The organism is Pseudomonas sp. NPDC089395, assembly GCF_044749525.1.
Lineage (GTDB): Bacteria > Pseudomonadota > Gammaproteobacteria > Pseudomonadales > Pseudomonadaceae > Aquipseudomonas.
Window position 1 is genome coordinate 118,369 of record NZ_JBIVID010000007.1, and the last position, 22,986, is coordinate 141,354.

Here is a 22,986-nt window from a genome sequence, read left to right on the forward strand (position 1 = left end):
GTACAGGTTCACGGAACCTTTGGCACCTCTGGCAATGGCTTGCCCTTGGGCCACAGCATCCAGATCTGCCCCTGCTGCTTCATGTTGCCAGCCAATTCCCCGGCCTGCGGGCCAGTCCCCCAGAACAGGTCTGCGCGCACCTCACCGGTGATCGCGCCGCCGGTATCCTGGGCCCCGACTGGGCGCACCACCGGCGTGCCATCCGGGCGCGTTGTGGACAACCACAGCAAGCTACCCAACGGAATCACCTTGCGATCGATGGCCACGCTGTAACCCGCGGTCAGCGGCACGTTCAGCGAGCCGCGTGGTCCTTCGTTGCTGTCCGGGCGCGTGCCGAAGAACACGTAGCTAGGGTTGCTGGCCAGCAGCTCCGGTACGCGCTGCGGGTTGGCCTGGGCCCAGGCATGGATGGCGCCCATGCTCACGTCTTCTTTCTTCAACTGACCCTGTTCGATCAGCCAGCGGCCAATCGGCCGGTAGGGGTGGCCGTTCTGGTCGGCGTAGCCCAGTCGCAGTTGGCGGCCATTATCCAGCTGCACACGCCCCGAACCTTGGATCTGCAGGAACTGCAGGTCCATCGGGTCGGTCAGCCACGCCAGCACCGGCGCCTTGGCGCCGTCGCGGTAGATTACCTCGGCGGTGTCGTAAGGCTTGAGCATGCGGCCTTCGAGACGACCGCGCAGGCGCTTGCCCTTGAGTTCGGGATAGACGCTGGCCAGGTCGACCACGATCATGTCCTCTGGCACCCCGTACACCGGAACCTGCGCGGTTTCGGTGCGTTTCAGGCTGCCAGGGTAGACCGGCTCGTAGTAGCCAGTGATCAGCCCATTGGCGTTGTTTTCGGCAGAGCGAAGGCCGTAGACCTGCAGTTGCTGCTGCAGAAAGGTGCGTACCTGGGCGGGATCCTGTTGAACGGATTGCGCGGCTTCACAGGTGGGAGCCCACGCGGGGTCGCGCTTGAGTTTCTCACAGCCAACCCGCCAGGCAGCGAAGCCTGCCAGCAGGTCACTGTCGCTGACACTGGGCAAGTCGTTCCAGGTGGCCGGCGCATAGGTGGCGATGGCATGTGGCTCGGGCTTGGCGGTTTCGCCGCCGTTACAGCCGGCCAGCAGGGCCAGGGCCGGGAGTGTCCAGGCCAGGTGGCGCAGGGCAGATTTCATCGGAGGGTTCCTGTCAGGGGCGAACATGAAGATTCACCCCTGTGTTTTATGTGGCTATTGGTCTTTGTCCGGTGGGCGGCGATACTGGCCGCCCATTTGCGAAGGCCCAAGTGACCGTGATGTTCAAGCGATTGACCGTAGTACTGCTCGCCGCCCTTGCCCTGACTGCCTGTGACCGGGTCGACCCGAACTCGCCACTGGGCAAGCGCAAGGCGATCTTCAAGGACATGCTCAAGACCAGCGAGGACCTGGGCGGCATGCTGCGCGGACGTTTGCCGTTCGACGGCGTGAAGTTCGCCGGCGGCGCGGCGACGCTTGACGCCTTGTCCCATGAGCCATGGCAGCATTTCCCCCAGGTCCGGGATGAAGGCGACAGCAGCGCACGGCCTGAAGTGTGGGAGCGGCAGGCGCGCTTTCATGACCTTGCACGGCAACTGGAAGACGTCACCGGCGAGTTGGTCGACGTGACGCGCAGCCAGCCGCTCGACGTTGCACAGCTCAAGGGACCGATGGACAAGGTCGAAGCCGCGTGCAAGGCCTGCCATACCGAGTTCCGCAATCATTGATCGCCTGTGAGGGCCTCATCGCCGGCTTGCCAGCGATAGGACCCTCGCGTCTTCAACGGTCGAGTTCGTCCACCGCTTCCTGCAGTTCCTTGCGCGATTCGGCCAGCTTGTCCTTGCGCTTGTTGATCTTTTCCGCGTCGCCTTTCTTCTCGGCCTTCTTCAGGTCTTTCTCGCGCTGCGCCACTTCGTGCCGGGCATCGAGGACCTTTTGCTCACGCTCTTTGCGCAGGCTCGCGTCGGTGCAGTTGTCGACGCCACGCAGCGCCTCTTCGAGGCCCGCGACCTGGTCGCTGTTACCGTGGTCACGGGCAATCTTGAGCTGATTCTCGATGGCGCTGCGTTTGGCCGCGCAGCCAGTCAGGCCGTCATCCGGTTGCGCAGCCTGGGCGACACCTGCGCTCAATCCGAGCGTTGCCAGCAGAACGAGAGTGGAAATACGTTTCATAAGGGCCTCCTTGACGGGGGGGCAGCAAAAAGTGGGACAAATGCTGCCTTGGTTTTGTTGATTAAGGAACCCTTGTTGGACTTTTCTAGAACAAACCAAGACGTTTCGTACCTGTTTTTTTGTGAAAACTCATTGCTCCTCGCTTGAACGAGGCAATTGGAATCCGTCTATATCGTAGTCACTCAATCGCTCGGCGATGCGCTGAACATCAGTTGTGGAAAAAAAGCTGGCCAACTGCCGCGCCCGCGTTTCGCCTATTCCGGGCAGGGCTTGCCAATCAGCCGTCGAGCGCTTGGCCAGCGTCGGCCAATCCCCCTGCAGCGACAGTGCGCGCGGTGCGGGTATGCCGAGCGCGCGAAGCCACTGCTCGAAGGGGCGAGAGCGGCCCACAGCGAAGCTGTACAGCAAGCGGTTGGCCGTGGCTTCGCTGACGCCGGGTACTGTGATCAATTGATCGGCATCGAGTGCCAGCCAATCGGTGATGGCAGCCACCCGCCCACTTTCTACCAACCGTCGCCAGGTGCCGGGGCCTGCACCGGGCATGGCCAGGCCATGCTTGCTGCCGAGCCAGGCAAGCCTGGCGATGAACTGCTCTTCGCAACCTGCGCTGGCCTGCCAGCAACTGTGGGCGTCGAAGCGGCCCGGCGCGGGCGGTGAAACGGGCTGGCGCTCGGTTGCGCGGTGCACGACCTGTTCAAAGCGTGGGATGGTCAGTCCGGCGAGGCTGATCGCCACCTGGTCCCCTGGGCGAACGTCGACGGCTTGCCAGCGGGCCAGTGAACCCAGGCTGACCTGGGAGATGCGTCGATCGTCCAGTTCGACCGGGTGAAGCTTCAGCAGCGGCGTGATCTTGCCGGTGCGTCCAACCCGGAAATGCACATCGCGGACCTCTGCCAGCGCCTGGGCAAACGGGTGCTTCCAGGCCGCGATCCAGTAAGGTGCATTGGCTTGCCAGCGCTCGGCAGGTGGGCGGCTGTCCTGGCGCAGGATCACGCCGTCGGTAGCGAAGGGCAGGGGTGAGCGATACCAGTGCAGCCGCCAGTGGGCGGCCTGCTCGGGGGTGTCGACGGCTTTGCTGTAGTGCTGGCTGTCCGGGAAACCCAGCGCGCTCAGTTGTGCCAGGCGTTCGGCCTGATGATTCGGGCCGTGCGGCCAGTCCCAGACGAAGAGACCGATGCGGGCACCGCGTTCACGGCCCAGTTGCTTGCGCGCCAGCAAGCCGGCCACCGTGCCACGGGCGTTGACGCTGCCTGCCTGGGACTGCACGTGAGCCTCCAGGTGCAGGTACAGCTCGCCCTGCAGTGTCAGGTCCACTGGCCGGGAGAGTTGCCGAGGGATCGCCTCGAGGTGCGGAATGTGACGACTCCAGTCGTGCCCCTGAAGGCCGTCGCCGCGGCTGAGCAGTTGCACCAGTTGGCCTTGCCGGTAGCTCAACGAGACCGCAACGCCATCGACCTTCGGCTGGATCCACACGCCTGGCTTGCCCGCCATCCAGCGCCCCACAGCCGCCTCGTCAGGCAGTTTGTCGACGCCGGTATGGGGAACCGGATGGGCTATCGGACCACGTGCGCCGGCCAGTGAGTTCAGTTCGCCCTCCAGTGCGAAACACCGCTGCAGCTGCAGCAGGCGCTGGCGACTCTGGTCGTACAGTTCGTCGGCCACCAGCGCCTTGCCGAGGCGGTGGTAGTGGTCGTCCCAGCGGCCCAGGGTGTCGTGCAAGGCAGCCACTTCGGCGGTTGCCCGCGCAGCGGACCATGCCGGGCATTCGCGGGCGTGGGAAGGGAAAGTGGGCAGTATCAGCAGCGTGAAGAACAGCATCCATGGCATGGCCAGCATCCTTGCGTGGTGGAGTGTAGCGCCTCAGCCTAGGCAGGTGCCCTTGACCCTGCACGGCACAGTTGTCAGGTGATATGTCACAAAAAAGCCCCTGCCGATCGCTCGGCAGGGGCTTTCGTTTACCGCTGTAGGAAACTTACAGGCCGGCAGCGTCACGCAGCTGCTGGGCGCGGTCGGTGCGCTCCCAGGTGAAGGTGGTGAAGGTGTCGTCGCCGACAGTCTTCTGCTGCGGGGTGCGGCCGAAGTGACCGTAGGCAGCGGTTTCCTGATACATCGGGTGCAGCAGGTCGAGCATGGTGGTGATGGCGTACGGACGCAGGTCGAAGCACTCGCGCACCAGCTGGACGATCTTGTCGTCGGAAACCTTGCCGGTACCGAAGGTGTTGATCGAGATCGAAGTCGGCAGGGCCACGCCAATGGCGTAGGACACCTGGATCTCGCAACGCTCGGCCAGGCCCGCGGCAACGATGTTCTTGGCCACGTAGCGACCGGCGTAGGCGGCGGAACGGTCGACCTTGGACGGGTCCTTGCCGGAGAACGCGCCACCACCGTGACGGGCCATGCCGCCGTAGGAGTCGACGATGATCTTGCGGCCGGTCAGGCCGCAGTCGCCCACCGGGCCACCGATGATGAAGTTGCCGGTCGGGTTGATGTGGTACTGGGTGTCCTTGTGCAGCAGTTCGGCAGGCAGGGTGTGCTTGACGATCAGCTCCATCACGGCTTCCTGCAGGTCTTTTTGCGAGACTTCAGGGTTGTGCTGGGTCGACAGGACGATGGCGTCGATGCCGACCACCTTGCCGTTTTCATAGCGGCAGGTGACCTGCGACTTGGCGTCCGGACGCAGCCATGGCAGCAAGCCGGACTTGCGCGCTTCGGCCTGGCGCTCGACCAGGCGGTGCGAGAAGCAGATCGGTGCCGGCATCAGCACGTCGGTTTCGTTGCTGGCGTAGCCGAACATCAGGCCCTGGTCGCCCGCGCCCTGATCTTCCGGCTTGGAGCGGTCGACGCCTTGAGCGATGTCCACCGACTGCTTGCCGATGATGTTCATCACGGCGCAGGTGGCGCCGTCAAAGCCGACGTCGGAGCTGTTATAGCCGATGTCGATGATGACTTTACGCACCAGTTCTTCCAGGTCTACCCAAGCCGAAGTGGTGACTTCACCGGCGATGATGGCGACACCGGTCTTGACCAGGGTTTCGCAGGCCACGCGGGCATACTTGTCCTGGGCGATGATGGCATCCAGGACCGCGTCCGAAATCTGGTCGGCGATCTTGTCCGGATGCCCTTCGGACACGGACTCGGAGGTGAAAAGGGAGTATTCGCTCATCTCGAAGGGTTCCTAAAAATTACCGATGGTGTGTGTCGCCAGTCGTCCGCTGGAAATGGCGGACCTGTATCTGGAAACCGTTACGCAAGCCTACGTAGAGGCTGTCCCCGGGGGCTAACCCGGCCGCATTGGCCCAACGGGCCAGGTCGTCCTGTTCGAAGCCAAGCCAGAGGTCGCCGCAGGCGTCCCGCGCCCACCCCTGGTCATGGCTGCACAGTTCGGTGACCAGCAGGCTGCCGCCCGCCTTCACCCGTTTGGCCAGCAGGCGCAGGGCCTGGGCCGGGTCGCTGAAATGGTGCAAGACCATGTTCAGCACAACGCAGTCGGCTTCCACATCCGTTGCACCCAGTGCATCGGCCAACTGCAGGTTCACATTGTTCAGGTCTTCGCGCTCGCAGACCTGGCGCGCCAGCTCGAGCATGGTCGGGCTGTTGTCCATGGCCGTGACCCGGGCGAAGCGCCGGGCCAGGTCGGGCAGGAAGCCACCGTCGCCGGGGCCTACCTCCAGCGCACTGGCGCTTGGTGCGAAATTCAACTTGTCGAGCAGGGCCAGCAGGCTTTCACGGTACTGCGGCAAGCCGGCGATCAAGTCTTGCTGGGCGCGGAATTTCTCTTCCACGCGCAGGAAGAAGTCCTGGCTGGTGGCCGCGCGACGCTGCTGGATCTGCGCGATGCGGGCCTGGACATCCTGCGCCAGCGCCAGTTCGTCGACCTCTTCGAGCAGCGCCGTGTGCAGGCGGCCGTGCGGCAGGGCTCGACGATAGAAAATGGCATTGCCTTCGCGGCGCGTGGCCACCAGCTCGGCCTGGGCCAGCACCTTGAGGTGGTGGCTCATGCCCGACTGGCCGATGTCGAAGATCTGCGCCAGCTCCAGCACGCCGAACGAGTCGCTGGCCAGCACCCGCAGAACGTTCAGGCGCAGCTCGTCGCCGCTGGCCTTGCACAGGGCTGCCAGGGTGTCGCTTTGCTGGGAAGGGATCGATTGCACGCGCTGATTCATGGGGCGGCAGTCTAGACAGGCAGCGTTGCCCTCGCAAGGTCAATATCAAAAAGTTTTGATATTGGGTGATGGGCGGGCGGTTGGGCGCTTGGCATTCCCGTTTTTCACCCGATTTGGCGCCCATTCACAGGAAAAATCCCCATCTGCGACCATACGTCATTGCCCCCGGGCCCGCCTGTGGGCGAAAATGGCCGCCTTTTTTCGTAACACCACCTATTCAAGCCCAGGAGATAAGCGATGCCCAGCCGTCGTGAACGTGCCAACGCCATTCGTGCCCTCAGCATGGATGCCGTGCAAAAGGCTAACAGCGGCCACCCAGGTGCCCCTATGGGCATGGCGGATATCGCTGAAGTACTTTGGCGCGACTATCTGAAGCACAACCCGAGCAACCCGAGTTTCGCCGACCGTGACCGCTTCGTGCTGTCCAACGGCCACGGCTCGATGCTGATCTACTCGCTGCTGCACCTGACCGGCTACGACGTCACCATCGATGACATCAAAGGCTTCCGCCAGCTGCACAGCCGTACCCCGGGCCACCCGGAATACGGCTACACCCCGGGCGTCGAGACCACCACCGGCCCGCTGGGCCAAGGCCTGGCCAACGCCGTGGGCTTTGCCCTGGCTGAAAAAGTACTGGGTGCCCAGTTCAACCGTGAAGGCCACAACATCGTCGACCACAACACCTATGTGTTCCTCGGCGATGGCTGCATGATGGAAGGTATCTCCCACGAAGTCGCCTCGCTGGCCGGCACCCTGGGCCTGAACAAGCTGGTCGCCTTCTACGACGACAACGGCATTTCCATCGACGGTGAAGTGCACGGCTGGTTCACCGACAACACCCCGGCACGCTTCGAAGCGTACAACTGGCAGGTGATCCGCAACGTCGACGGCCATGACGCCGAAGAAATCAAGATGGCCATCGAGACGGCGCGCAAGAGCGACCGTCCGACCCTGATCTGCTGCAAGACCATCATCGGCTTCGGTTCGCCGAACAAGCAGGGCAAGGAAGACTGCCACGGCGCACCGCTGGGCAACGACGAAATCGCCCTGGCCCGCCAGGAACTGAACTGGAACCAAGGTCCGTTCGAAATCCCTGCCGACATCTATGCCGAGTGGGACGCCAAAACTGCCGGTGCCGCGGCCGAGGCCGACTGGAACCAGCGCTTCGACGCCTACGCCAAGGCCTACCCGGAGCTGGCTGCCGAGTTCAAGCGCCGTGACAGCGGTGAGCTGCCGGCCGACTTCAGTGAGAAGGCCCAGGCCTACATCAATGAAGTGGCTGCCAAGGGCGAGACCATCGCCAGCCGCAAGGCCAGCCAGAATGCCCTGAACGCCTTCGGCCCGCTGCTGCCTGAGTTCCTCGGCGGTTCGGCGGACCTGGCAGGTTCCAACCTGACCCTGTGGAAAGGTTGCAAGGGTGTCGAAGCCAATGACGCCAGCGGCAACTACGTGTTCTACGGCGTGCGCGAATTCGGCATGACCGCGATCATGAACGGCGTCGCCCTGCACGGCGGCCTGGTGCCTTACGGCGCGACCTTCCTGATGTTCATGGAATACGCCCGTAACGCAGTGCGCATGTCGGCGCTGATGAAGCAGCGCGTGATCCACGTCTACACCCACGACTCCATCGGCCTGGGCGAAGACGGCCCGACCCACCAGCCGATCGAGCAACTGACCAGCCTGCGCAGCACGCCGAACCTGGACACCTGGCGCCCAGCCGACGCGGTCGAATCGGCCGTGTCCTGGAAGCACGCCCTGGAGCGCAAGGATGGCCCGTCGGCGCTGATCTTCTCGCGCCAGAACCTGCAGCACCAAGCGCGCGACGCTCAGCAGATCGCCGACATCAGCCGCGGCGGCTACGTCCTCAAGGACTGCGCAGGCGAGCCTGAGCTGATCCTGATCGCCACCGGTTCGGAAGTGGGCCTGGCTGTTCAGGCACATGCCAAGCTGACCGAGCAGGGCCGCAATGTGCGCGTGGTTTCCATGCCGTGCACCAGCGTGTTCGACGCCCAGGACGCTGGCTACAAGCAGTCCGTGCTGCCGGTGGAAGTGGGTGCGCGTATTGCCATCGAAGCTGCCCACGCCGACTTCTGGTACAAGTACGTCGGCCTGGAAGGTCGTATCATCGGCATGACCACTTACGGTGAGTCGGCTCCGGCCGCGGCACTGTTCGAGGAATTCGGCTTCACCCTGGAAAACATCCTGGGCACCGCCGAAGAGCTGCTGGAAGACTGATTCCGACTGTGCGAGGCGAGGGCGTTGCCCTCGTTTCGCGACACAAGGCCGCTCCTACAAGGTATGGCGTACACCGTACCCTGTAGGAGCGGCCTTGCGTCGCGATGGGCCGCCAAGCGGCCCTAACAGCCATCATGCGTTAGCGAGCCACCGAATGCCCCACCCGCGTCCCTACAAAGTTGCACTCAACGGTTACGGCCGCATCGGCCGCTGTGTCCTGCGCGCACTGTTCGAGCGTGGGGCAAAGGCTGGTTTCGAGATCGTTGCGCTGAACGACCTGGCCGACCAGGCCAGCGTGGAATACCTGACACGCTTCGACTCCACCCACGGGCGTTTCCCCGGCGAGGTCAGGGTCGACGGCGACTGTCTGCATATCAATGGCGACTGCGTGAAGGTCTTGCGCAGCGCCACCCCCGAGGGCGTCGACTGGGCGGCCCTGGATATCGACCTGGTGCTGGAATGCTCCGGCGCCTACCACACCCGCGCCGATGGCCAGCGATTCCTTGATGCTGGCGCACCGCGGGTGCTGTTTTCCCAGCCCATGGCCAGCGAGGCCGATGTGGATGCCACGGTGGTCTACGGTATCAACCAGGATTGCCTGACGGGCGCTGAGCGACTGGTGTCCAACGCCTCCTGCACCACCAACTGCGGTGTGCCGCTGCTGCGGGTGCTGGACCAGGCCTTCGGCATCGAGTACGTGCAGATCACCAACATCCACTCGGCCATGAACGACCAGCCGGTGATCGACGCCTACCACCATGAAGACCTGCGCCGCACGCGCTCGGCCTTCCAGTCGGTGATCCCGGTGTCCACCGGCCTGGCGCGTGGTATCGAGCGCCTGCTCCCGGAACTTGCCGGGCGAATCCAGGCCAAAGCGGTACGCGTGCCGACCGTCAACGTCTCGTGCCTGGACATCACCCTGCAGACCGCCCGCGACACCAGCGCGGCCGAAGTCAACCGGGTGCTGCGCGAGGCGGCGCTGGAAGGCCCGCTGAAAGGCCTGCTGGCCTACACCGAGCTGCCCCACGCCAGCTGTGATTTCAATCATGACCCGCATTCGGCGATCGTCGATGCCAGCCAGACCCGCGTCTCAGGCACCCGCCTGGTGAACCTGCTGGCCTGGTTCGACAACGAATGGGGGTTCGCCAACCGTATGCTCGACGTTGCCGAACACTATCTGCACGTCGTCCACCCAACCCGCAGCAAACAGCCCTGAAGGACTGCATTCATGACCGTGTTGAAGATGACCGACCTCGACCTGCAAGGTAAACGCGTACTGATCCGCGAAGACCTCAACGTGCCTGTGAAGGACGGTGTGGTAGCCAGCGACGCGCGTATCCTGGCAGCGCTGCCGACCATCAAGCTCGCCCTGGAAAAGGGCGCGGCGGTAATGGTCTGCTCGCACCTGGGTCGCCCGACCGAAGGCGAATTCTCGGCCGAGAACAGCCTCAAGCCGGTAGCCGATTACCTGAGCAAGGCCCTGGGCCGCGACGTGCCGCTGGTCGCCGACTACCTGGACGGTGTCGAGATCAAGGCCGGTGACCTGGTGCTGTTCGAGAACGTTCGCTTCAACAAAGGCGAGAAGAAGAACGCCGACGAGCTGGCGCAGAAGTACGCCGCCCTGTGCGATGTGTTCGTCATGGACGCTTTCGGCACCGCCCACCGCGCCGAAGGCTCCACCCATGGTGTTGCCAAGTTCGCCAAGGTCGCCGCTGCCGGCCCGCTGCTGGCTGCCGAACTGGATGCCCTGGGCAAGGCCCTGAAGGCCCCGGCCAAGCCGATGGCGGCCATCGTTGCCGGTTCCAAGGTGTCCACCAAACTGGACGTGCTGAACAGCCTCAGCAGCGTCTGCGACCAGCTGATCGTCGGTGGCGGCATTGCCAACACCTTCCTCGCCGCTGCCGGTCACCCGGTGGGCAAGTCGCTGTACGAGCCTGACCTGGTCGACACCGCCAAGGCCATCGCCGCCAAGGTCAGCGTGCCGCTGCCGGTCGACGTGGTGGTCGCCAAGGAATTCGCTGAAAGTGCCGAAGCTACCGTCAAGGCCATCGTCGACGTGGCGGCTGACGACATGATCCTGGACATCGGCCCACAAACCGCCGCCAACTTCGCCGAGCTGCTGAAGTCGTCGAAGACCATCCTGTGGAACGGCCCGGTCGGTGTGTTCGAGTTCGATCAGTTCGGCAACGGCACCCAGGTGCTGGCCAAGGCCATCGCCGACAGCGCCGCGTTCTCCATCGCCGGTGGTGGCGACACCCTGGCAGCCATCGATAAATATGGCGTCAGCAAAGATATCTCCTACATTTCTACCGGTGGCGGTGCATTCCTCGAGTTCGTCGAAGGCAAGGTACTGCCGGCCGTGGCGATCCTGGAAGAGCGGGCAAAAGCCTGACAATGGCGGCGCCTGGCAAAGGGAGCGACCTGATGGTCAAGCGATTGCCTGTGATGATCGTGGCAGGTTTGCTGGGCGCCTGCTCCAGCAGCCCGTCCCCGGACGGCGACCCGGCGCAAGCGCCCAAGGGCGGTTGCTACCAGTCCGAGTGGCAGGCCGAGACCGTGCCGGTGATCAGCAAGCGCGTGGGCCCGGAAGGCCTGGAAAAGTATGACGAAGACCACCAGCGCATGGCGCCGGGCTGCCCTTGATCGGGTGGCAGGCAACCTGAAGGCTGTTTTGTGGTCTTGAACAGGGGGGCGCACAGCGGCCCCTAGCGGAGTAATTTGATGAAAGCGCTCTTGGCCGTGACGGCCCTGGCGACACTGGCAGGATGCTCGCTGCTGCAGCCGGCGCAACCCGCCCCGGCAGACAACTGGACCCGCTGGGTCTGCGACACCCAGACCGAAGTGCTTTGGCGCTTCGCCGATGCGCAACAGGATTCGGTCGACGTCCGCCTCGGTGGCGGGGACCAGGTCTACCGGCTCAAGTCCGAGCCGAGTGCGTCGGGTGCGATGTACAGCGATGGCGTGCTGGCCTTCCACACCAAGGGCGAAGAAGGCCTGGTGTACTGGGTGGCAACCAACGATCTGATAGGGCGGGGCTGCAAGGCACCGTGACTGGCCGGGCCGCATAGGCGGCCCACACTACTTGAACAGCAACCGCCCCTGCGGCAGGCTTGCACGAAACAAACGACGCTTGTCGGGAGAGAGATACACAATGGCACTCATTAGCATGCGCCAGATGCTGGACCACGCCGCCGAGTTCGGTTACGGCGTTCCGGCTTTCAACGTCAACAACCTCGAGCAGATGCGCGCCATCATGGAAGCGGCCGACAAGACCGACTCTCCAGTTATCGTCCAGGCTTCGGCCGGCGCTCGCAAATACGCCGGTGCTCCGTTCCTGCGCCACCTGATCCTGGCAGCGATCGAAGAATTCCCGCACATCCCGGTGTGCATGCACCAGGACCACGGCACCAGCCCTGACGTCTGCCAGCGCTCGATCCAGCTGGGCTTCAGCTCGGTCATGATGGACGGCTCGCTGGGCGAAGACGGCAAGACGCCGACCGACTACGAGTACAACGTCCGTGTCACCCAGCAGACCGTTGCCATGGCGCACGCTTGCGGTGTTTCGGTAGAAGGCGAGCTGGGCTGCCTGGGTTCGCTGGAAACCGGCATGGCCGGTGAAGAAGACGGTATCGGCGCCGAAGGCGTGCTGGACCACAGCCAGATGCTGACTGACCCGGAAGAGGCCGCCGACTTCGTCAAGAAGACCCAGGTCGACGCCCTGGCCATCGCCATCGGCACCAGCCACGGTGCCTACAAGTTCACAAAGCCGCCTACCGGTGACGTGCTGGCGATCGATCGCATTAAGGAAATCCACAAGCGCATCCCTAACACCCACCTGGTGATGCACGGTTCTTCCTCGGTACCGCAAGAGTGGCTGGCGATCATCAACCAGTACGGCGGCGACATCAAAGAGACCTACGGCGTGCCGGTCGAAGAGATCGTCGAAGGCATCAAGCACGGCGTGCGCAAGGTCAACATCGACACCGACCTGCGCCTGGCTTCTACCGGTGCCATGCGTCGCCTGATGGCACAGAACCCGAGCGAGTTCGACCCGCGCAAGTTCTTCGGTGAAACCGTCAAAGCCATGCGTGACGTGTGCATCGCCCGTTACGAAGCCTTCGGCACCGCCGGTAATGCCTCCAAGATCAAACCGATCTCCCTGGAAGGCATGTTCCAGCGTTATCTGAAGGGTGAGCTGGCCGCCAAGGTCAACTGATCCTTTTGTGCTGACGAAAAACCCGCAGAAATGCGGGTTTTTTTCTGCCTGAATGAACGGCAAGTGACCGTTAGTCGACTACCCTTGGATTTATTCACTGATAGCGTTCTGATTGCATTGTTTGTTGTAACCTCATGTCTAGAGTATTAATCGGATCCAATCGTTCGTTGACGTCGGTCAGACAAGAGAAGCAGCATGGATGGCGCTTACCCTCAACCACTGGAGAGCAACTCCGTACTTCTGGTGGTAGACGATTACCCGGAAAATCTCATCAGTATGCGAGCGCTCCTGGCCCGCAAGGATTGGCTGGTGCTGACGGCAAGCTCAGGGACCGAAGCCCTGAGTGCCTTGCTCGAGCACGATGTCGACCTGGTGCTGCTGGACGTGCAGATGCCGGAAATGGACGGCTTCGAAGTCGCCCGGCTGATGCGTGGCAGCCAGCGTACCCGGCTCACCCCGATCATTTTCCTTACCGCCAACGAACAGTCCGATGCCGCCGTGCTCAAGGGCTATGCCAGTGGCGCGGTGGATTACCTGTTCAAACCGTTCGACCCGCAGATTCTCAAGCCCAAGGTACAGGCGCAGCTGGACCAGCAGCGCAACCGCCGCATGCTGCAGCGCCTGACCCGCGAACTGGAGGCCGCCCGGGCATTCAATGCATCGATCCTGGAGAATGCCGCCGAGGGCATTCTGGTGGTCGATGCCTCGGGCACCATCAGCTTCGCCAACCCGGCGATTTCGCATTTGCTGCAGGCGCCGGTGGAGCAGCTTCAGGGCGCGCACCTGCTGGACCTGGTGCAATTGGCCAACGCCACCCTGTGGCACGACTGCGACTTCCATCAAGCCTACCTGGCACGGCGCATTTTCCGCGTTCACGATGCCCATTTGCGCACGGTGGGCGGACACCTGGTGCCGGTGGCGCTGTCCTGTGCACCGCTGCCAGCCGATCAGCAGGCGATGGTGGTGACGGTGCTCGACATGTCGGTGGTGCGCAACCTGCACCAGCAGCTCGAACACCAGGCAGTCACCGATCCCCTCACCGGGCTGTTGAACCGCCGTGGCTTCTACCAGGCTGCCGAAGGCGTGCTGCTGCGCAATGACCGCCCCGACAAGGCCCGGGCCTTGATGTACATGGACCTGGATGGCTTCAAGCGGATCAACGATTCATTGGGGCACGAGGCCGGCGATCGGGTACTGCGTTGGGTCGCTGAGCAGTTCAAGGACTGCCTGGGCAGCGAGGCGCTGTTGGCGCGCATGGGGGGTGATGAGTTCACCGCGCTGTTCGATAGCCTGCCTTATCCCGAGCAGGCCGGGCGGTATGCCGAACAGCTGCTGGAACGCGTCTCCATCCAGCAGCAGTTGGAGGGCTTGGACGTGAGCCTGGGGGTGAGCATCGGTATCGCCACCTATCCGGACTGCGGGGCCACTGTCGAAGGCCTGCTGCGGTCGGCCGATGCTGCCATGTATGCGGCCAAACAGGCAGGGCGCCAGCAGTACCGCTTCTACGACCAGGAGCTCAATGGCCGGGCGCGTTCGCGGCTGATGCTTGAAAACAGTGTTCGCGCCGCTGTCGAGGCGCACGACTTCAGCCTGGTGTACCAGCCCCAGGTCAGTTTCACCGATGGCCATTTGCGCGGCTTCGAGGCCTTGCTCCGCTGGCAGCATCCCAGCGTCGGCGACGTGCCGCCGGGCCTGTTCATTCCATTGCTGGAAGAAGCCCGGCTGATCAACCGTCTGGCCAGCTGGATCTATCGCCAGGGCGCGGCCCAACGCCTGGCCTGGGACGAGCGCTTCGGCCCGGACCTGGTACTGGGTATCAGCCTGAGCCGGGCGCAGTTCGCGATGCCCAGCCTGGTCGATGAGCTGCAGCGGGTGATCCAGGAATACCGGCTGAACCCGGCGCAGTTGGAGGTGGAAATCGCCGAGACCTCGCTGATGTCCAACCTCGACACGGCGATCAAGCAGATACAGCGCGTACGCGAACTGGGTGTGCGGGTTGCACTGGACGACTTTGGTTCTGGCGACTGCTCGCTGCGCATGGTGCGTGATCTGCCGATAGATACCTTGAAACTCGACAGGCACCTGGTGGCACGCCTGCCGGGTTCGACCCAGGACGCGGCGCTGGTGCGCAGCGTCATCGGCCTGTGTGCGGATTACCGCATCACGGTCATCGCCGAGGGTGTGGAAACGCCGGCCCAGGCGGCCTGGCTCAAAGCCAATGGCTGTGCCTACGTGCAAGGTTTCCTGGTCGCCCACCCGATGGCGGCGGCCGATGCCAGCGGCTTCCCGTCAATTTTTTCCTGGCCACGGCATTGATTGGCTAGAATCGCCATTCGTTACGCCGAAAGCCGTGCCATGACCGTATTACGCTACTTGCAAGCCTACCCGCCGCACCTGCAGCAGCAGGTGCAGCAAATGATCGACAGCGACCGCCTGGGCGACTACTTGCTACGTCGTTACCCGGGACGCCATGACGTGCAAAGCGACAAGGCGCTGTACACCTATGCCCAGGAACTGCGCCAGCAGTACCTGCGTACCGCGCCAAGCCTGGACAAGGTGCTGTTCGACAACCGCCTGGACCTCACCCACCGCGCATTGGGCCTCAATACGGCGGTGTCGAGGGTGCAGGGCGGCAATCTCAAGGCCAAGAAGGAAATCCGCATCGCCTCGCTGTTCAAGGAAGCGGCGCCGGCGTTTCTGCGCATGATCGTGGTGCATGAGTTGGCGCACCTGCGCGAGCGCGACCACAGCAAGGCGTTCTACCAGCTGTGCCAGCACATGGAACCGGACTACCACCAACTGGAATTCGACCTGCGCGTCTACCTGACCTACCGGGAACTGCCAGGCAACCTGTAAGGACCACGCAGCATGGAAGTGAGCAAGACCAAGAGCAGCTTCTATCGTCGCCTGTACGTGGCCTGGCTCATCGACAGCCAGACCGCCACCAGCGTACCGGCCTTGATGGAGGCCACCGGCATGCCGCGGCGCACGGCGCAGGACACCATCGCCGCGCTGGCCGACCTGGATATCGTCTGCGAGTTCGAGCAGCAGGAAGGCGCGCGCAATCATGCCGGGCATTACCGCATTCATGACTGGGGGGCGATCGACAAGCAGTGGATCATCCAGCACCTGCGGCAGATGCGAGAGGTGCTTGGTTACCCGTGAGCCGCGGGGCGTATGCTCAGACCTTGCGCATGCCGATGTGGGGGATGTCGTCTTCCAGGTATTGCTCGCCCACCACTTCGAAGCCGTGCTGGCCATAGAAACCTTGCAGGTGCGCCTGCGCCGACAGGTACACCGGCATCCCCGGCCAGCAGTGCGCAGCCGCTTCCAGGCCCTTGAGCAGTAGCGGGTGACCCAGTTTCAGCCCGCGCGCCTGCGGTGCAGTCACCACACGGCCAATGACCACATCGCCACCCTGTGATTGCGGATCGAGCACACGCAGGTAGGCCATCAGCTTGTCTTCCTGCCAGCCCATCAGGTGCAGGGTGTCGCCCGCCAGGTCTTGGCCATCGACGTCCTGGTAGGCGCAGCGCTGCTCGACCACGAACACTTCGGTGCGCAATTGCAGGATGGCGTAGAGCTGATCCTTGGTCAGATCAGAGTGATGCTTGCAGATCCAGTCGATGGACATGGCGGGAAACTCCTGAAAAAGATCGTCGATCATCGCAAATCTGCCGGTAGGTGACGAGTGGCGGCGATAGGGCCAGTACAGGCACAACCCACTCAGGCCGCCGATCCCTCTTTGATCAGGTGTGCCGCCAACGTTCTCAGCGGCCCCAGCTGCCGGCAGATCAAGGCCAGCTGCGTCTGCACCAGGCGTTGATGCTCATCCACTTCATCCGGCATCTGCTCAAGCGCATTGGCCAAGGCTTCCTCGGCATCGCTGTGTATCGCCACCGGCAACCGTGCCGCCAGGCCATTGGCGATCTCGTCCAGGCTGTTGGCCAGGCTCTGCCCGGCCCCCTCGATCAAGTGTTCCTGAACCTCGGCCGGCAAGGCACTGTCACGGTGCGCGCCCAGCCCGGAGAGGTAGCTGAGCAACGTATGCGACAGCACCAGGAAGCGAAAGCCCACATCGGCCTCCTTACGGAAATGCCCCGGCTCCATGAGCATGTTGGCCAGCGTGGTGGACAGCGCGGCGTCCGCGTTGTGGGCGTTGCGCCGGGCCAGGCGGTAGGCGAGGTCGTCGCGCTTGCCGTGGGCGTACTGCTGCATGATCTGGCGCAGGTACACGCTGGCGCAGGTCAGGGTGTTGGCCAGTGCCTTGTTCAGGCGTCGGCCCTGCCAGTCGGGGAGGAACAGGAACACCGCAAGAATGGCGATCAGGCTCCCCACCAGGGTATCGAACAGCCGCGGCAGGAACAGGCCATAGCCATCGCCGATCTGGTTGAAGCAGAACAGCACCATCAGCGTGATCGCCGCCGTGGCCAGGGTGTAACGGGTTGTGCGGTTGACGAAGAACACCACCCCCGCGACCACGGCGAACAACGACTGGATGAGCGGATTGGGGAACAGGTCGAACAGTGCCCAGCCGACGGTCAGGCCGATCGCCGTGCCGAACACCCGCTGCACCAGCTTGCGCCGGGTGGCGCCATAGTTGGGCTGGCAGACGAACAGCGTGGTGAGGATGATCCAGTAGCCTTGGGTCGGGTGAATCAGATGCACCATGCCATAGCCGATCGACAGTGCCAGCGGCAGGCGCAAGGCGTGGCGGAACAGCAGAGACGTCGGTGTCAGTTGGGTGCGCAGGCGGCTCCACACGTCCTTGAGGTTGTGCGGCGAGCGGTCGAGCAGGCTGCTGTCGCTGGCATCGGCCAGGCTGTCCGGGTTGCTGGCGGCGCCCAGCAGGCGGTCGAGCGTGGCCAGGTTGGCAGCCAGTGCGCGCAGCGAGCGCAGCAGGCCGCGCCAGGCGGGGTTGTTCTGGTTGCGCAGGTGTTCCAGAGAGGCGTTGAGGTCTTCCAGGGTGTCGGCGAACCGGCTGTCCAGCACGAACGGCTGGCGCAGGCGGATCGAACGCGCCAGGTCCTGGCAGGCCGAGCCTTGATGGCGCAGCAGGCGCTGGCAGCGGAACATCACGTCGCTGTGGAAGAACGCTTCCGCCAGGGCGTTGTAGGGGTAGTGCGAGGCACTGACGCGCTCATGGATGTCCTGGGCCAGGAAATACAGTTTCAGGTAACGGCTGACCTTGGAGTTGGGCTGGCTGTTGCCGACCCGGTGCAGGATGATTTCCTTGGCCGCGTTCAGTGCGGCGACCACCTTTCCGTTCTGCTGGGCCAGCTCCAGGCGCCGGGCTTCCAGGTCATGGTTGCGGATGGGTTCGAAGAGGTTGGCCTTGAGTTTGAGGTAGCGGCCCAGTTCGAAGAACAGCTTGGCCAGGCTCTGTTGCACCGGCTGGTTGGAGAACAGCGCCTGCCAAAGCACCGACAACAGGCCATACCACGCCGCGCCAGCCACCAGCAGCATCGGTTCGTGCCAGAAGTCGGTCACCTGGCCGCCGCGCTGGTCGACACCGATCATGGTGTACACCGCCGTGATCAGCGTTGCCGAGGCGATCGCCCCATAACGTTCGCCCAAGGCGCCGAGCATGGTCAGGCCGAAAGCCGCCAGGGCCAGCGCAATGGCGAAGACCCAGGGGTAGGGGAACAGCAGCTCGACGGCCAGCGCGGCAATGGCAAAGCACACCAGCGTCACGGCCAGGGCGCTGAGGCGGCCCTGCCAGCTGTCGTCGGTCTCGGCCAGGGCGCTGGCGATGATGCCCAGGAACAGCGGAATCAACAGGCCCATCTCGTTCTGGTACCAGCACAAGGCCAGACTGCCGGTGAGGGCAATCGTGACCCGGATGCTGTAGCTGAACTTGTCTTGGCCCCACAGGCGACGCAGTGACTGACGGAACGAGCTCGATGACATGATGGCCTTGGGCAGTGATCGAATGAATGCACCCGCACGGACCAGCAAGAAGCGTTCCGTGCTGAATGGATTCTACTCTACACGAACTGCGCCGCGGCGTTGGCCGATGCCCAGGCCCACTGGAAATTGAAGCCGCCCAGGTGGCCGGTGACGTCCAGCACTTCGCCGATGAAGTACAGCCCAGGGGTCTTCAGCGATTCCATGGTCTTGGAGGACACTTCGCGGGTATCGACGCCGCCCAGTGTCACTTCGGCGGTGCGATAGCCCTCGGTGCCGGCCGGCACCACCTGCCAGGCCGCCAGCTTGTCGGCGATCTGCGCCAGTTCCGCCGGGGTGTACTGCTTCATCGGCTTGGACTCGAACCACTGCTCGGCCAACAGGTTGGCCAGCTTGCGGGTGAAGACCTCGCCCAACACGGTCTTGAGCTCGGCATTGGCGCGCTCGGTCTGTTGCTGTTGCAGCCAGGTCAGCGCGTCACGGTCGGGCAGCAGGTTGATCTCGACAGTGTCGCCAGCCTCCCAGAACGACGAGATCTGCAGGATCGCCGGGCCGCTCAGCCCCCGGTGGGTGAACAGCAGGTTTTCGCGGAAGCTGGTGCCGTTGCAGCTGGCCGTGCAATCGAGCGAAGTGCCCGACAGCTCGGTGCACAGTGCCTTGAGTTGGGGCTCGGTGATGGTGAACGGCACCAGGCCGGCGCGGGTCGGCAGCAGGGTATGGCCGAACTGGCGCGCCACCTGGTAGCCGAAACCGGTCGCGCCCAGGGTCGGAATCGACAGGCCGCCGGTGGCAATCACCAGCGACTGGCAGGCGAACTGGCCGGCGCTGGTCTGCAGCAGGTAGCCGTTTTCGGTCTTCTCGATGTGCTGGATGCTGGTTTCCATGCGCAGGTCGGCACCGGCGTCGTCGCATTCGGCCAACAGCATGTTGAGGATGTCACTGGCCTTGTTGTCGCAGAACAGCTGGCCGAGTTTCTTCTCGTGGTAAGGCACGCCGTGCTTGGCCACCAGTTCGATGAAGTCCCACTGGGTGTAGCGGGCCAGGGCCGATTTGCAGAAGTGTGCGTTCTGCGACAGGAAGTTGGCCGGCTCGGTGTACATGTTGGTGAAGTTGCAGCGACCGCCGCCAGACATGAGGATCTTCTTGCCTGGCTTGTTGGCGTGGTCGAGCAGCAGCACCCGGCGGCCACGGCGGGCGCTGAGCTGGGCGCACATCAGGCCGGCGGCGCCGGCGCCGAGGATGATCACGTCGGTGGTGTGCACGGTGTTACCTCTTGAGAATTGCCGGGGCCGCTTTGCGGCCCTTTCGCGACGCAAGGCCGCTCCTACAGAGGATCGCATACCCCCTGTAGGAGCGGCCTTGCGTCGCGAAAGGGCTGCAAAGCAGCCCCAAAATAGATCAGACGATGCGGACCTTCAGGGCGCGGCCCTTGATCTTGCCGCTGTTGAGCCGCTGCATGGCCTGCTTGGCCAGCGCCCGCTCCACGGCCACAAAGGCCTGGAAGTCGAAGATGGCGATCTTGCCCACCTGCTTGCCAGGAATACCGGCATCACCGGTCAGCGCACCCAGAATGTCACCCGGACGCAGCTTGTCCTTGCGCCCAGCGGCAATGCACAGGGTGGTCATCACCGGCAGCAGCGGCTCGCCACCCTTGTTCTTCAGGCCGTCCAGCTGATCCCAGCGCAGCGGGCTCTTCTGCAGCGCTTCGATGGCCTGGGCGCGATGGCCTTCGGCCGGTGCCACCAGGCTGACAGCGATGCCTTTCTCGCCCGCACGACCGGTACGGCCGACACGATGCACGTGGATTTCCGCATCACGCGCCAGTTCGACGTTGATGACCATGTCCAGGCCATCGATGTCCAGGCCACGGGCGGCCACGTCAGTGGCCACCAGCACCGAGCTGCTGCGGTTGGCGAACATGGTCAGCACCTGGTCGCGGTCACGTTGCTCCAGGTCGCCATGCAGGGACTGGGCGACGATGCCTTTGGCAGTCAGGTGGGCAACCACATCCTCGCACTGCTGCTTGGTGAAGCAGAACGCCACACAGGACTGCGGGCGGTAGTGGCCGAGCACGCGGGTGACAGCTTCCAGGCGCTGCTGTGGGTCGATCTCGATGAAGCGCTGCTCGATCTGGTTGTCAGTGTGCAGGCTTTCGACCTTGACCTGCTGCGGCTTGCGCATGAAGTCGGCGGCCAGCTGCTCGATACCGGCCGGGTAGGTGGCCGAGAACAGCAGGGTCTGGCGGCGCGACGGGGTCTTGCCGATGATGCTGGCGATGGCGTCGAAGAAGCCCATGTCGAGCATGCGGTCCGCTTCGTCCAGCACCAGGGTGTTGAGCCCGTCGAGCACCAGGGTGCCCTTGTCCAGGTGTTGCTGGATGCGGCCCGGGGTGCCGACGATGATGTGCGCACCGTGTTCCAGCGAGGCGATCTGCGGGCCCAGCGACACGCCACCGCAGAGGGTCAGGATCTTGATGTTGTCCTCGGCGCGGGCCAGGCGGCGCAGCTCCTTGGCCACCTGGTCGGCGAGCTCGCGGGTCGGGCACAGCACCAGCGCCTGGCAACCGAAGTAGCGCGGGTTGATCGGGTTGAGCAGGCCGATGCCGAAGGCGGCGGTCTTGCCGCTGCCAGTCTTGGCCTGGGCGATCAGGTCCTGGCCTCTGAGGATGACCGGCAGGCTCTGGGCTTGGATCGGCGTCATCGAGGCATAGCCGAGGGCGTCCAGGTTGGCCAGCATGGCGGCGGACAGCGGCAAGGTAGCAAAGGCGGTGGAATCGGTGGTCACGAGGCGGGCCTGCGGTGCGAAGCGAAAAATGCCGCACAGTCTACCAGCCCCGTGGCCATTCGCCCTACGATTCCACGTGCTGTTCCGGACGACGGGCACGCCTTCCGTCCGTCGGCGCCAGTTGCAGGAAGATCGCGGCGGCCAGCATGGCCATGATGCCGATGGTCACGAAGGTCAGTTGGAAGGCTTCCAGTGTTGTTTCCACGCCTTCAGCACTGCCTGCCGCGGTGAAGCCGCCGAGCAACGCACCGGCGCAGGCTACACCCAGGCTCAGCGACAGTTGCGCGACCACCGACAGCAAGCTGTTGCCGCTGCTGGCGGCGGCATCGTCGAGGTCGATCAGGGTCACCGTGTTCATGGCCGTGAACTGCATCGAGTTGACCGCACCGAGCAGGCCCAGCTGGACCAGCAGCAGGACATACGGCGTCTGTTCGTCGACCAGCCCGAGGCTGGCCAGCAGCAGGCCCAGCAACAGGGTGTTGCCGGTGAGCACGATGCGGTAGCCAAGGCGTTCGATCAGCGGCCTGGCGACGGACTTTGCGAGCATCGCCGCCGCCGCCAGCGGGATCATGCTCATGCCGGCCTGAGCCGGTGAGTAGCCCAGGGCCACCTGCAGCAGCAACGGCACCAGGAAGGGCAGGGCGCCACTGCCCAGGCGCGCGAACAGGTTGCCGAGAATACCGATGGCGAAGGTGCGCACGCGGAACAGGCTGGGCGAGAACAGCGGCTCCGGGTCGCGCCCGGCGCGTAGCCAGTAGGCGGCCAGGCAGGCCATGCCGGCGAACAGCAAGAGCATCACGCGCAAGTGCGGCAGGTGCAGTTCACCCAGGCCTTCCATGGCGATGGTGATCAGCACCATGGCTGCGCCGAACAGGATGAAGCCCGGGCCGTCGAAGGTGGTGCGTTCGGCGCCGCGCAGGTCGGGAATGAACTTCCACACCGCATAGCAACCCACGGCGCCCACTGGCAGGTTGAGCAGGAAGATCCAGTGCCAGCTGAGGATCTCCACCAGCCAGCCGCCCAGGGTCGGGCCGAGCAGCGGGCCGAGCAGGCCGGGAATGGTGATGAAGCTCATGATCCGCACCAGCTCGGTACGCGGATAGGCGCGCAGCACCACCAGCCGCCCGACCGGCAGCATCAGTGCGCCGCCCAGGCCTTGTACCACGCGGGCGAAGATCAGGAAGCCGAGGCTGTTGGCCATGGCGCACAGCAGCGAGCCGAAGCTGAACAACAGGATGGCGCTGAAGAAGATGCGCTTGGTGCCGAAGCGGTCGGCGATCCAGCCCGAGGCGGGAATCAACAGGGCCACGGTGAGCATGTAGGCGATGATCACGCCCTGCATGCGCAGCGGGTCTTCTTCCAGGGAGCGGGCCATGGCCGGCAGGGCGGTGTTGAGGATGGTGCCGTCCAGGGACTGCATGAAGAATGCGATCGCCACGACCCAGGGGATCCAGCGGGCGGTGGTGGGGTCCAGCGGGGTGCGTTCTGGCATGGCTTCCTCTTCCGTCTG

20 protein-coding genes are annotated in these 22,986 nt (G+C 64.0%); 10 read left to right on the forward strand and 10 right to left on the reverse strand.

Going from position 1 to position 22,986, the window contains the following annotated elements:
* Nucleotides 1–8: 8 nt before the first annotated feature.
* On the reverse strand, nt 9–1,160 hold the full coding sequence (locus ACIPZG_RS16635) for a murein transglycosylase A (RefSeq protein WP_008096972.1): 1,152 nt from the start codon (nt 1,158–1,160) through the stop codon (nt 9–11).
* A gap of 119 nt (nt 1,161–1,279) precedes the next feature.
* Between ACIPZG_RS16635 and ACIPZG_RS16640 the strand changes: the two genes are divergently transcribed.
* A complete protein-coding gene (locus ACIPZG_RS16640; RefSeq protein ID WP_400715473.1) occupies nt 1,280–1,726 on the forward strand; it encodes a c-type cytochrome in 447 nt (148 codons plus the stop codon).
* A gap of 52 nt (nt 1,727–1,778) precedes the next feature.
* Here ACIPZG_RS16640 and ACIPZG_RS16645 read toward each other — a convergent pair whose 3' ends face one another.
* The 4 genes from ACIPZG_RS16645 to ACIPZG_RS16660 all read right to left on the reverse strand — a co-directional run bounded on the left by ACIPZG_RS16645 (nt 1,779) and on the right by ACIPZG_RS16660 (nt 6,334).
* Entirely contained in the window at nt 1,779–2,171 is a 393-nt protein-coding gene (locus ACIPZG_RS16645; protein ID WP_400640272.1) for a DUF1090 domain-containing protein, read from the reverse strand.
* Between the two features lie 129 nt (nt 2,172–2,300).
* Nucleotides 2,301–3,998: an NAD-dependent DNA ligase LigB gene (ligB, locus tag ACIPZG_RS16650; RefSeq protein WP_400715475.1), complete on the reverse strand. Its 1,698-nt coding sequence runs from the start codon at nt 3,996–3,998 to the stop codon at nt 2,301–2,303.
* A gap of 145 nt (nt 3,999–4,143) precedes the next feature.
* Complete coding sequence (metK, locus tag ACIPZG_RS16655) at nt 4,144–5,334, reverse strand: methionine adenosyltransferase (RefSeq protein ID WP_008096967.1); 1,191 nt, start codon at nt 5,332–5,334, stop codon at nt 4,144–4,146.
* Between the two features lie 19 nt (nt 5,335–5,353).
* The gene (locus ACIPZG_RS16660) at nt 5,354–6,334 is read right to left on the reverse strand and encodes an ArsR/SmtB family transcription factor (protein ID WP_400715477.1); all 981 of its coding nucleotides are present in this window, start codon (nt 6,332–6,334) and stop codon (nt 5,354–5,356) included.
* Nucleotides 6,335–6,571: 237 nt separating this feature from the next.
* Between ACIPZG_RS16660 and tkt the strand changes: the two genes are divergently transcribed.
* The 9 genes from tkt (at nt 6,572) to ACIPZG_RS16705 (ending at nt 15,950) form a co-directional block, all read left to right on the forward strand.
* A complete protein-coding gene (tkt, locus tag ACIPZG_RS16665; RefSeq protein ID WP_400715479.1) occupies nt 6,572–8,569 on the forward strand; it encodes a transketolase in 1,998 nt (665 codons plus the stop codon).
* 154 nt (nt 8,570–8,723) lie between these two features.
* Nucleotides 8,724–9,785: an erythrose-4-phosphate dehydrogenase gene (epd, locus tag ACIPZG_RS16670; protein WP_400715481.1), complete on the forward strand. Its 1,062-nt coding sequence runs from the start codon at nt 8,724–8,726 to the stop codon at nt 9,783–9,785.
* A 12-nt stretch (nt 9,786–9,797) separates the two neighbouring features.
* Nucleotides 9,798–10,961: a phosphoglycerate kinase gene (locus tag ACIPZG_RS16675; protein ID WP_400715483.1), complete on the forward strand. Its 1,164-nt coding sequence runs from the start codon at nt 9,798–9,800 to the stop codon at nt 10,959–10,961.
* Between the two features lie 32 nt (nt 10,962–10,993).
* On the forward strand, nt 10,994–11,212 hold the full coding sequence (locus ACIPZG_RS16680) for a hypothetical protein (protein ID WP_400715485.1): 219 nt from the start codon (nt 10,994–10,996) through the stop codon (nt 11,210–11,212).
* A 78-nt stretch (nt 11,213–11,290) separates the two neighbouring features.
* Nucleotides 11,291–11,620 (forward strand): MliC family protein, encoded by a 330-nt coding sequence (locus ACIPZG_RS16685; RefSeq protein WP_400640278.1) that lies wholly within the window; start codon nt 11,291–11,293, stop codon nt 11,618–11,620.
* 100 nt (nt 11,621–11,720) lie between these two features.
* Nucleotides 11,721–12,785: a class II fructose-bisphosphate aldolase gene (gene fba / locus ACIPZG_RS16690; RefSeq protein WP_008093958.1), complete on the forward strand. Its 1,065-nt coding sequence runs from the start codon at nt 11,721–11,723 to the stop codon at nt 12,783–12,785.
* 195 nt (nt 12,786–12,980) lie between these two features.
* Nucleotides 12,981–15,101 carry a putative bifunctional diguanylate cyclase/phosphodiesterase gene (locus ACIPZG_RS16695; RefSeq protein ID WP_400715486.1) on the forward strand — a complete coding sequence of 707 codons (2,121 nt, stop codon included), beginning with the start codon at nt 12,981–12,983 and terminating at the stop codon, nt 15,099–15,101.
* A 39-nt stretch (nt 15,102–15,140) separates the two neighbouring features.
* Nucleotides 15,141–15,641: a M48 family metallopeptidase gene (locus ACIPZG_RS16700; protein ID WP_400715488.1), complete on the forward strand. Its 501-nt coding sequence runs from the start codon at nt 15,141–15,143 to the stop codon at nt 15,639–15,641.
* Between the two features lie 12 nt (nt 15,642–15,653).
* Nucleotides 15,654–15,950, forward strand: a complete 297-nt coding sequence (locus ACIPZG_RS16705) for a helix-turn-helix domain-containing protein (RefSeq protein ID WP_400640281.1) — start codon at nt 15,654–15,656, stop codon at nt 15,948–15,950.
* A gap of 16 nt (nt 15,951–15,966) precedes the next feature.
* Here ACIPZG_RS16705 and ACIPZG_RS16710 read toward each other — a convergent pair whose 3' ends face one another.
* The 5 genes from ACIPZG_RS16710 to mdtD all read right to left on the reverse strand — a co-directional run bounded on the left by ACIPZG_RS16710 (nt 15,967) and on the right by mdtD (nt 22,968).
* Nucleotides 15,967–16,419 (reverse strand): GNAT family N-acetyltransferase, encoded by a 453-nt coding sequence (locus tag ACIPZG_RS16710; protein WP_400715490.1) that lies wholly within the window; start codon nt 16,417–16,419, stop codon nt 15,967–15,969.
* A gap of 92 nt (nt 16,420–16,511) precedes the next feature.
* Nucleotides 16,512–18,695, reverse strand: coding sequence for a YccS family putative transporter (yccS, locus tag ACIPZG_RS16715; protein WP_400640283.1), 2,184 nt, complete (start codon nt 18,693–18,695; stop codon nt 16,512–16,514).
* Nucleotides 18,696–18,772: 77 nt separating this feature from the next.
* Entirely contained in the window at nt 18,773–19,954 is a 1,182-nt protein-coding gene (locus ACIPZG_RS16720) for an NAD(P)/FAD-dependent oxidoreductase (RefSeq protein WP_400715492.1), read from the reverse strand.
* 136 nt (nt 19,955–20,090) lie between these two features.
* Complete coding sequence (gene dbpA / locus ACIPZG_RS16725) at nt 20,091–21,428, reverse strand: ATP-dependent RNA helicase DbpA (protein WP_400715726.1); 1,338 nt, start codon at nt 21,426–21,428, stop codon at nt 20,091–20,093.
* 112 nt (nt 21,429–21,540) lie between these two features.
* Complete coding sequence (mdtD, locus tag ACIPZG_RS16730; protein ID WP_400640285.1) at nt 21,541–22,968, reverse strand: multidrug transporter subunit MdtD; 1,428 nt, start codon at nt 22,966–22,968, stop codon at nt 21,541–21,543.
* Between the last annotated feature and the right edge of the window lie 18 nt (nt 22,969–22,986).

Coding starts and splice junctions, on each gene's coding strand:
- ACIPZG_RS16635 (WP_008096972.1), bottom strand. CDS start 1,160: ATGAAATCTGCCCTGCGCCACCTGGCCTGGACACTCCCGGCCCTGGCC.
- ACIPZG_RS16640 (WP_400715473.1), top strand. CDS start 1,280: ATGTTCAAGCGATTGACCGTAGTACTGCTCGCCGCCCTTGCCCTGACT.
- ACIPZG_RS16645 (WP_400640272.1), bottom strand. CDS start 2,171: ATGAAACGTATTTCCACTCTCGTTCTGCTGGCAACGCTCGGATTGAGC.
- ligB (WP_400715475.1), bottom strand. CDS start 3,998: ATGCCATGGATGCTGTTCTTCACGCTGCTGATACTGCCCACTTTCCCT.
- metK (WP_008096967.1), bottom strand. CDS start 5,334: ATGAGCGAATACTCCCTTTTCACCTCCGAGTCCGTGTCCGAAGGGCAT.
- ACIPZG_RS16660 (WP_400715477.1), bottom strand. CDS start 6,334: ATGAATCAGCGCGTGCAATCGATCCCTTCCCAGCAAAGCGACACCCTG.
- tkt (WP_400715479.1), top strand. CDS start 6,572: ATGCCCAGCCGTCGTGAACGTGCCAACGCCATTCGTGCCCTCAGCATG.
- epd (WP_400715481.1), top strand. CDS start 8,724: ATGCCCCACCCGCGTCCCTACAAAGTTGCACTCAACGGTTACGGCCGC.
- ACIPZG_RS16675 (WP_400715483.1), top strand. CDS start 9,798: ATGACCGTGTTGAAGATGACCGACCTCGACCTGCAAGGTAAACGCGTA.
- ACIPZG_RS16680 (WP_400715485.1), top strand. CDS start 10,994: ATGGTCAAGCGATTGCCTGTGATGATCGTGGCAGGTTTGCTGGGCGCC.
- ACIPZG_RS16685 (WP_400640278.1), top strand. CDS start 11,291: ATGAAAGCGCTCTTGGCCGTGACGGCCCTGGCGACACTGGCAGGATGC.
- fba (WP_008093958.1), top strand. CDS start 11,721: ATGGCACTCATTAGCATGCGCCAGATGCTGGACCACGCCGCCGAGTTC.
- ACIPZG_RS16695 (WP_400715486.1), top strand. CDS start 12,981: ATGGATGGCGCTTACCCTCAACCACTGGAGAGCAACTCCGTACTTCTG.
- ACIPZG_RS16700 (WP_400715488.1), top strand. CDS start 15,141: ATGACCGTATTACGCTACTTGCAAGCCTACCCGCCGCACCTGCAGCAG.
- ACIPZG_RS16705 (WP_400640281.1), top strand. CDS start 15,654: ATGGAAGTGAGCAAGACCAAGAGCAGCTTCTATCGTCGCCTGTACGTG.
- ACIPZG_RS16710 (WP_400715490.1), bottom strand. CDS start 16,419: ATGTCCATCGACTGGATCTGCAAGCATCACTCTGATCTGACCAAGGAT.
- yccS (WP_400640283.1), bottom strand. CDS start 18,695: ATGTCATCGAGCTCGTTCCGTCAGTCACTGCGTCGCCTGTGGGGCCAA.
- dbpA (WP_400715726.1), bottom strand. CDS start 21,428: ATGCTGGCCAACCTGGACGCCCTCGGCTATGCCTCGATGACGCCGATC.
- mdtD (WP_400640285.1), bottom strand. CDS start 22,968: ATGCCAGAACGCACCCCGCTGGACCCCACCACCGCCCGCTGGATCCCC.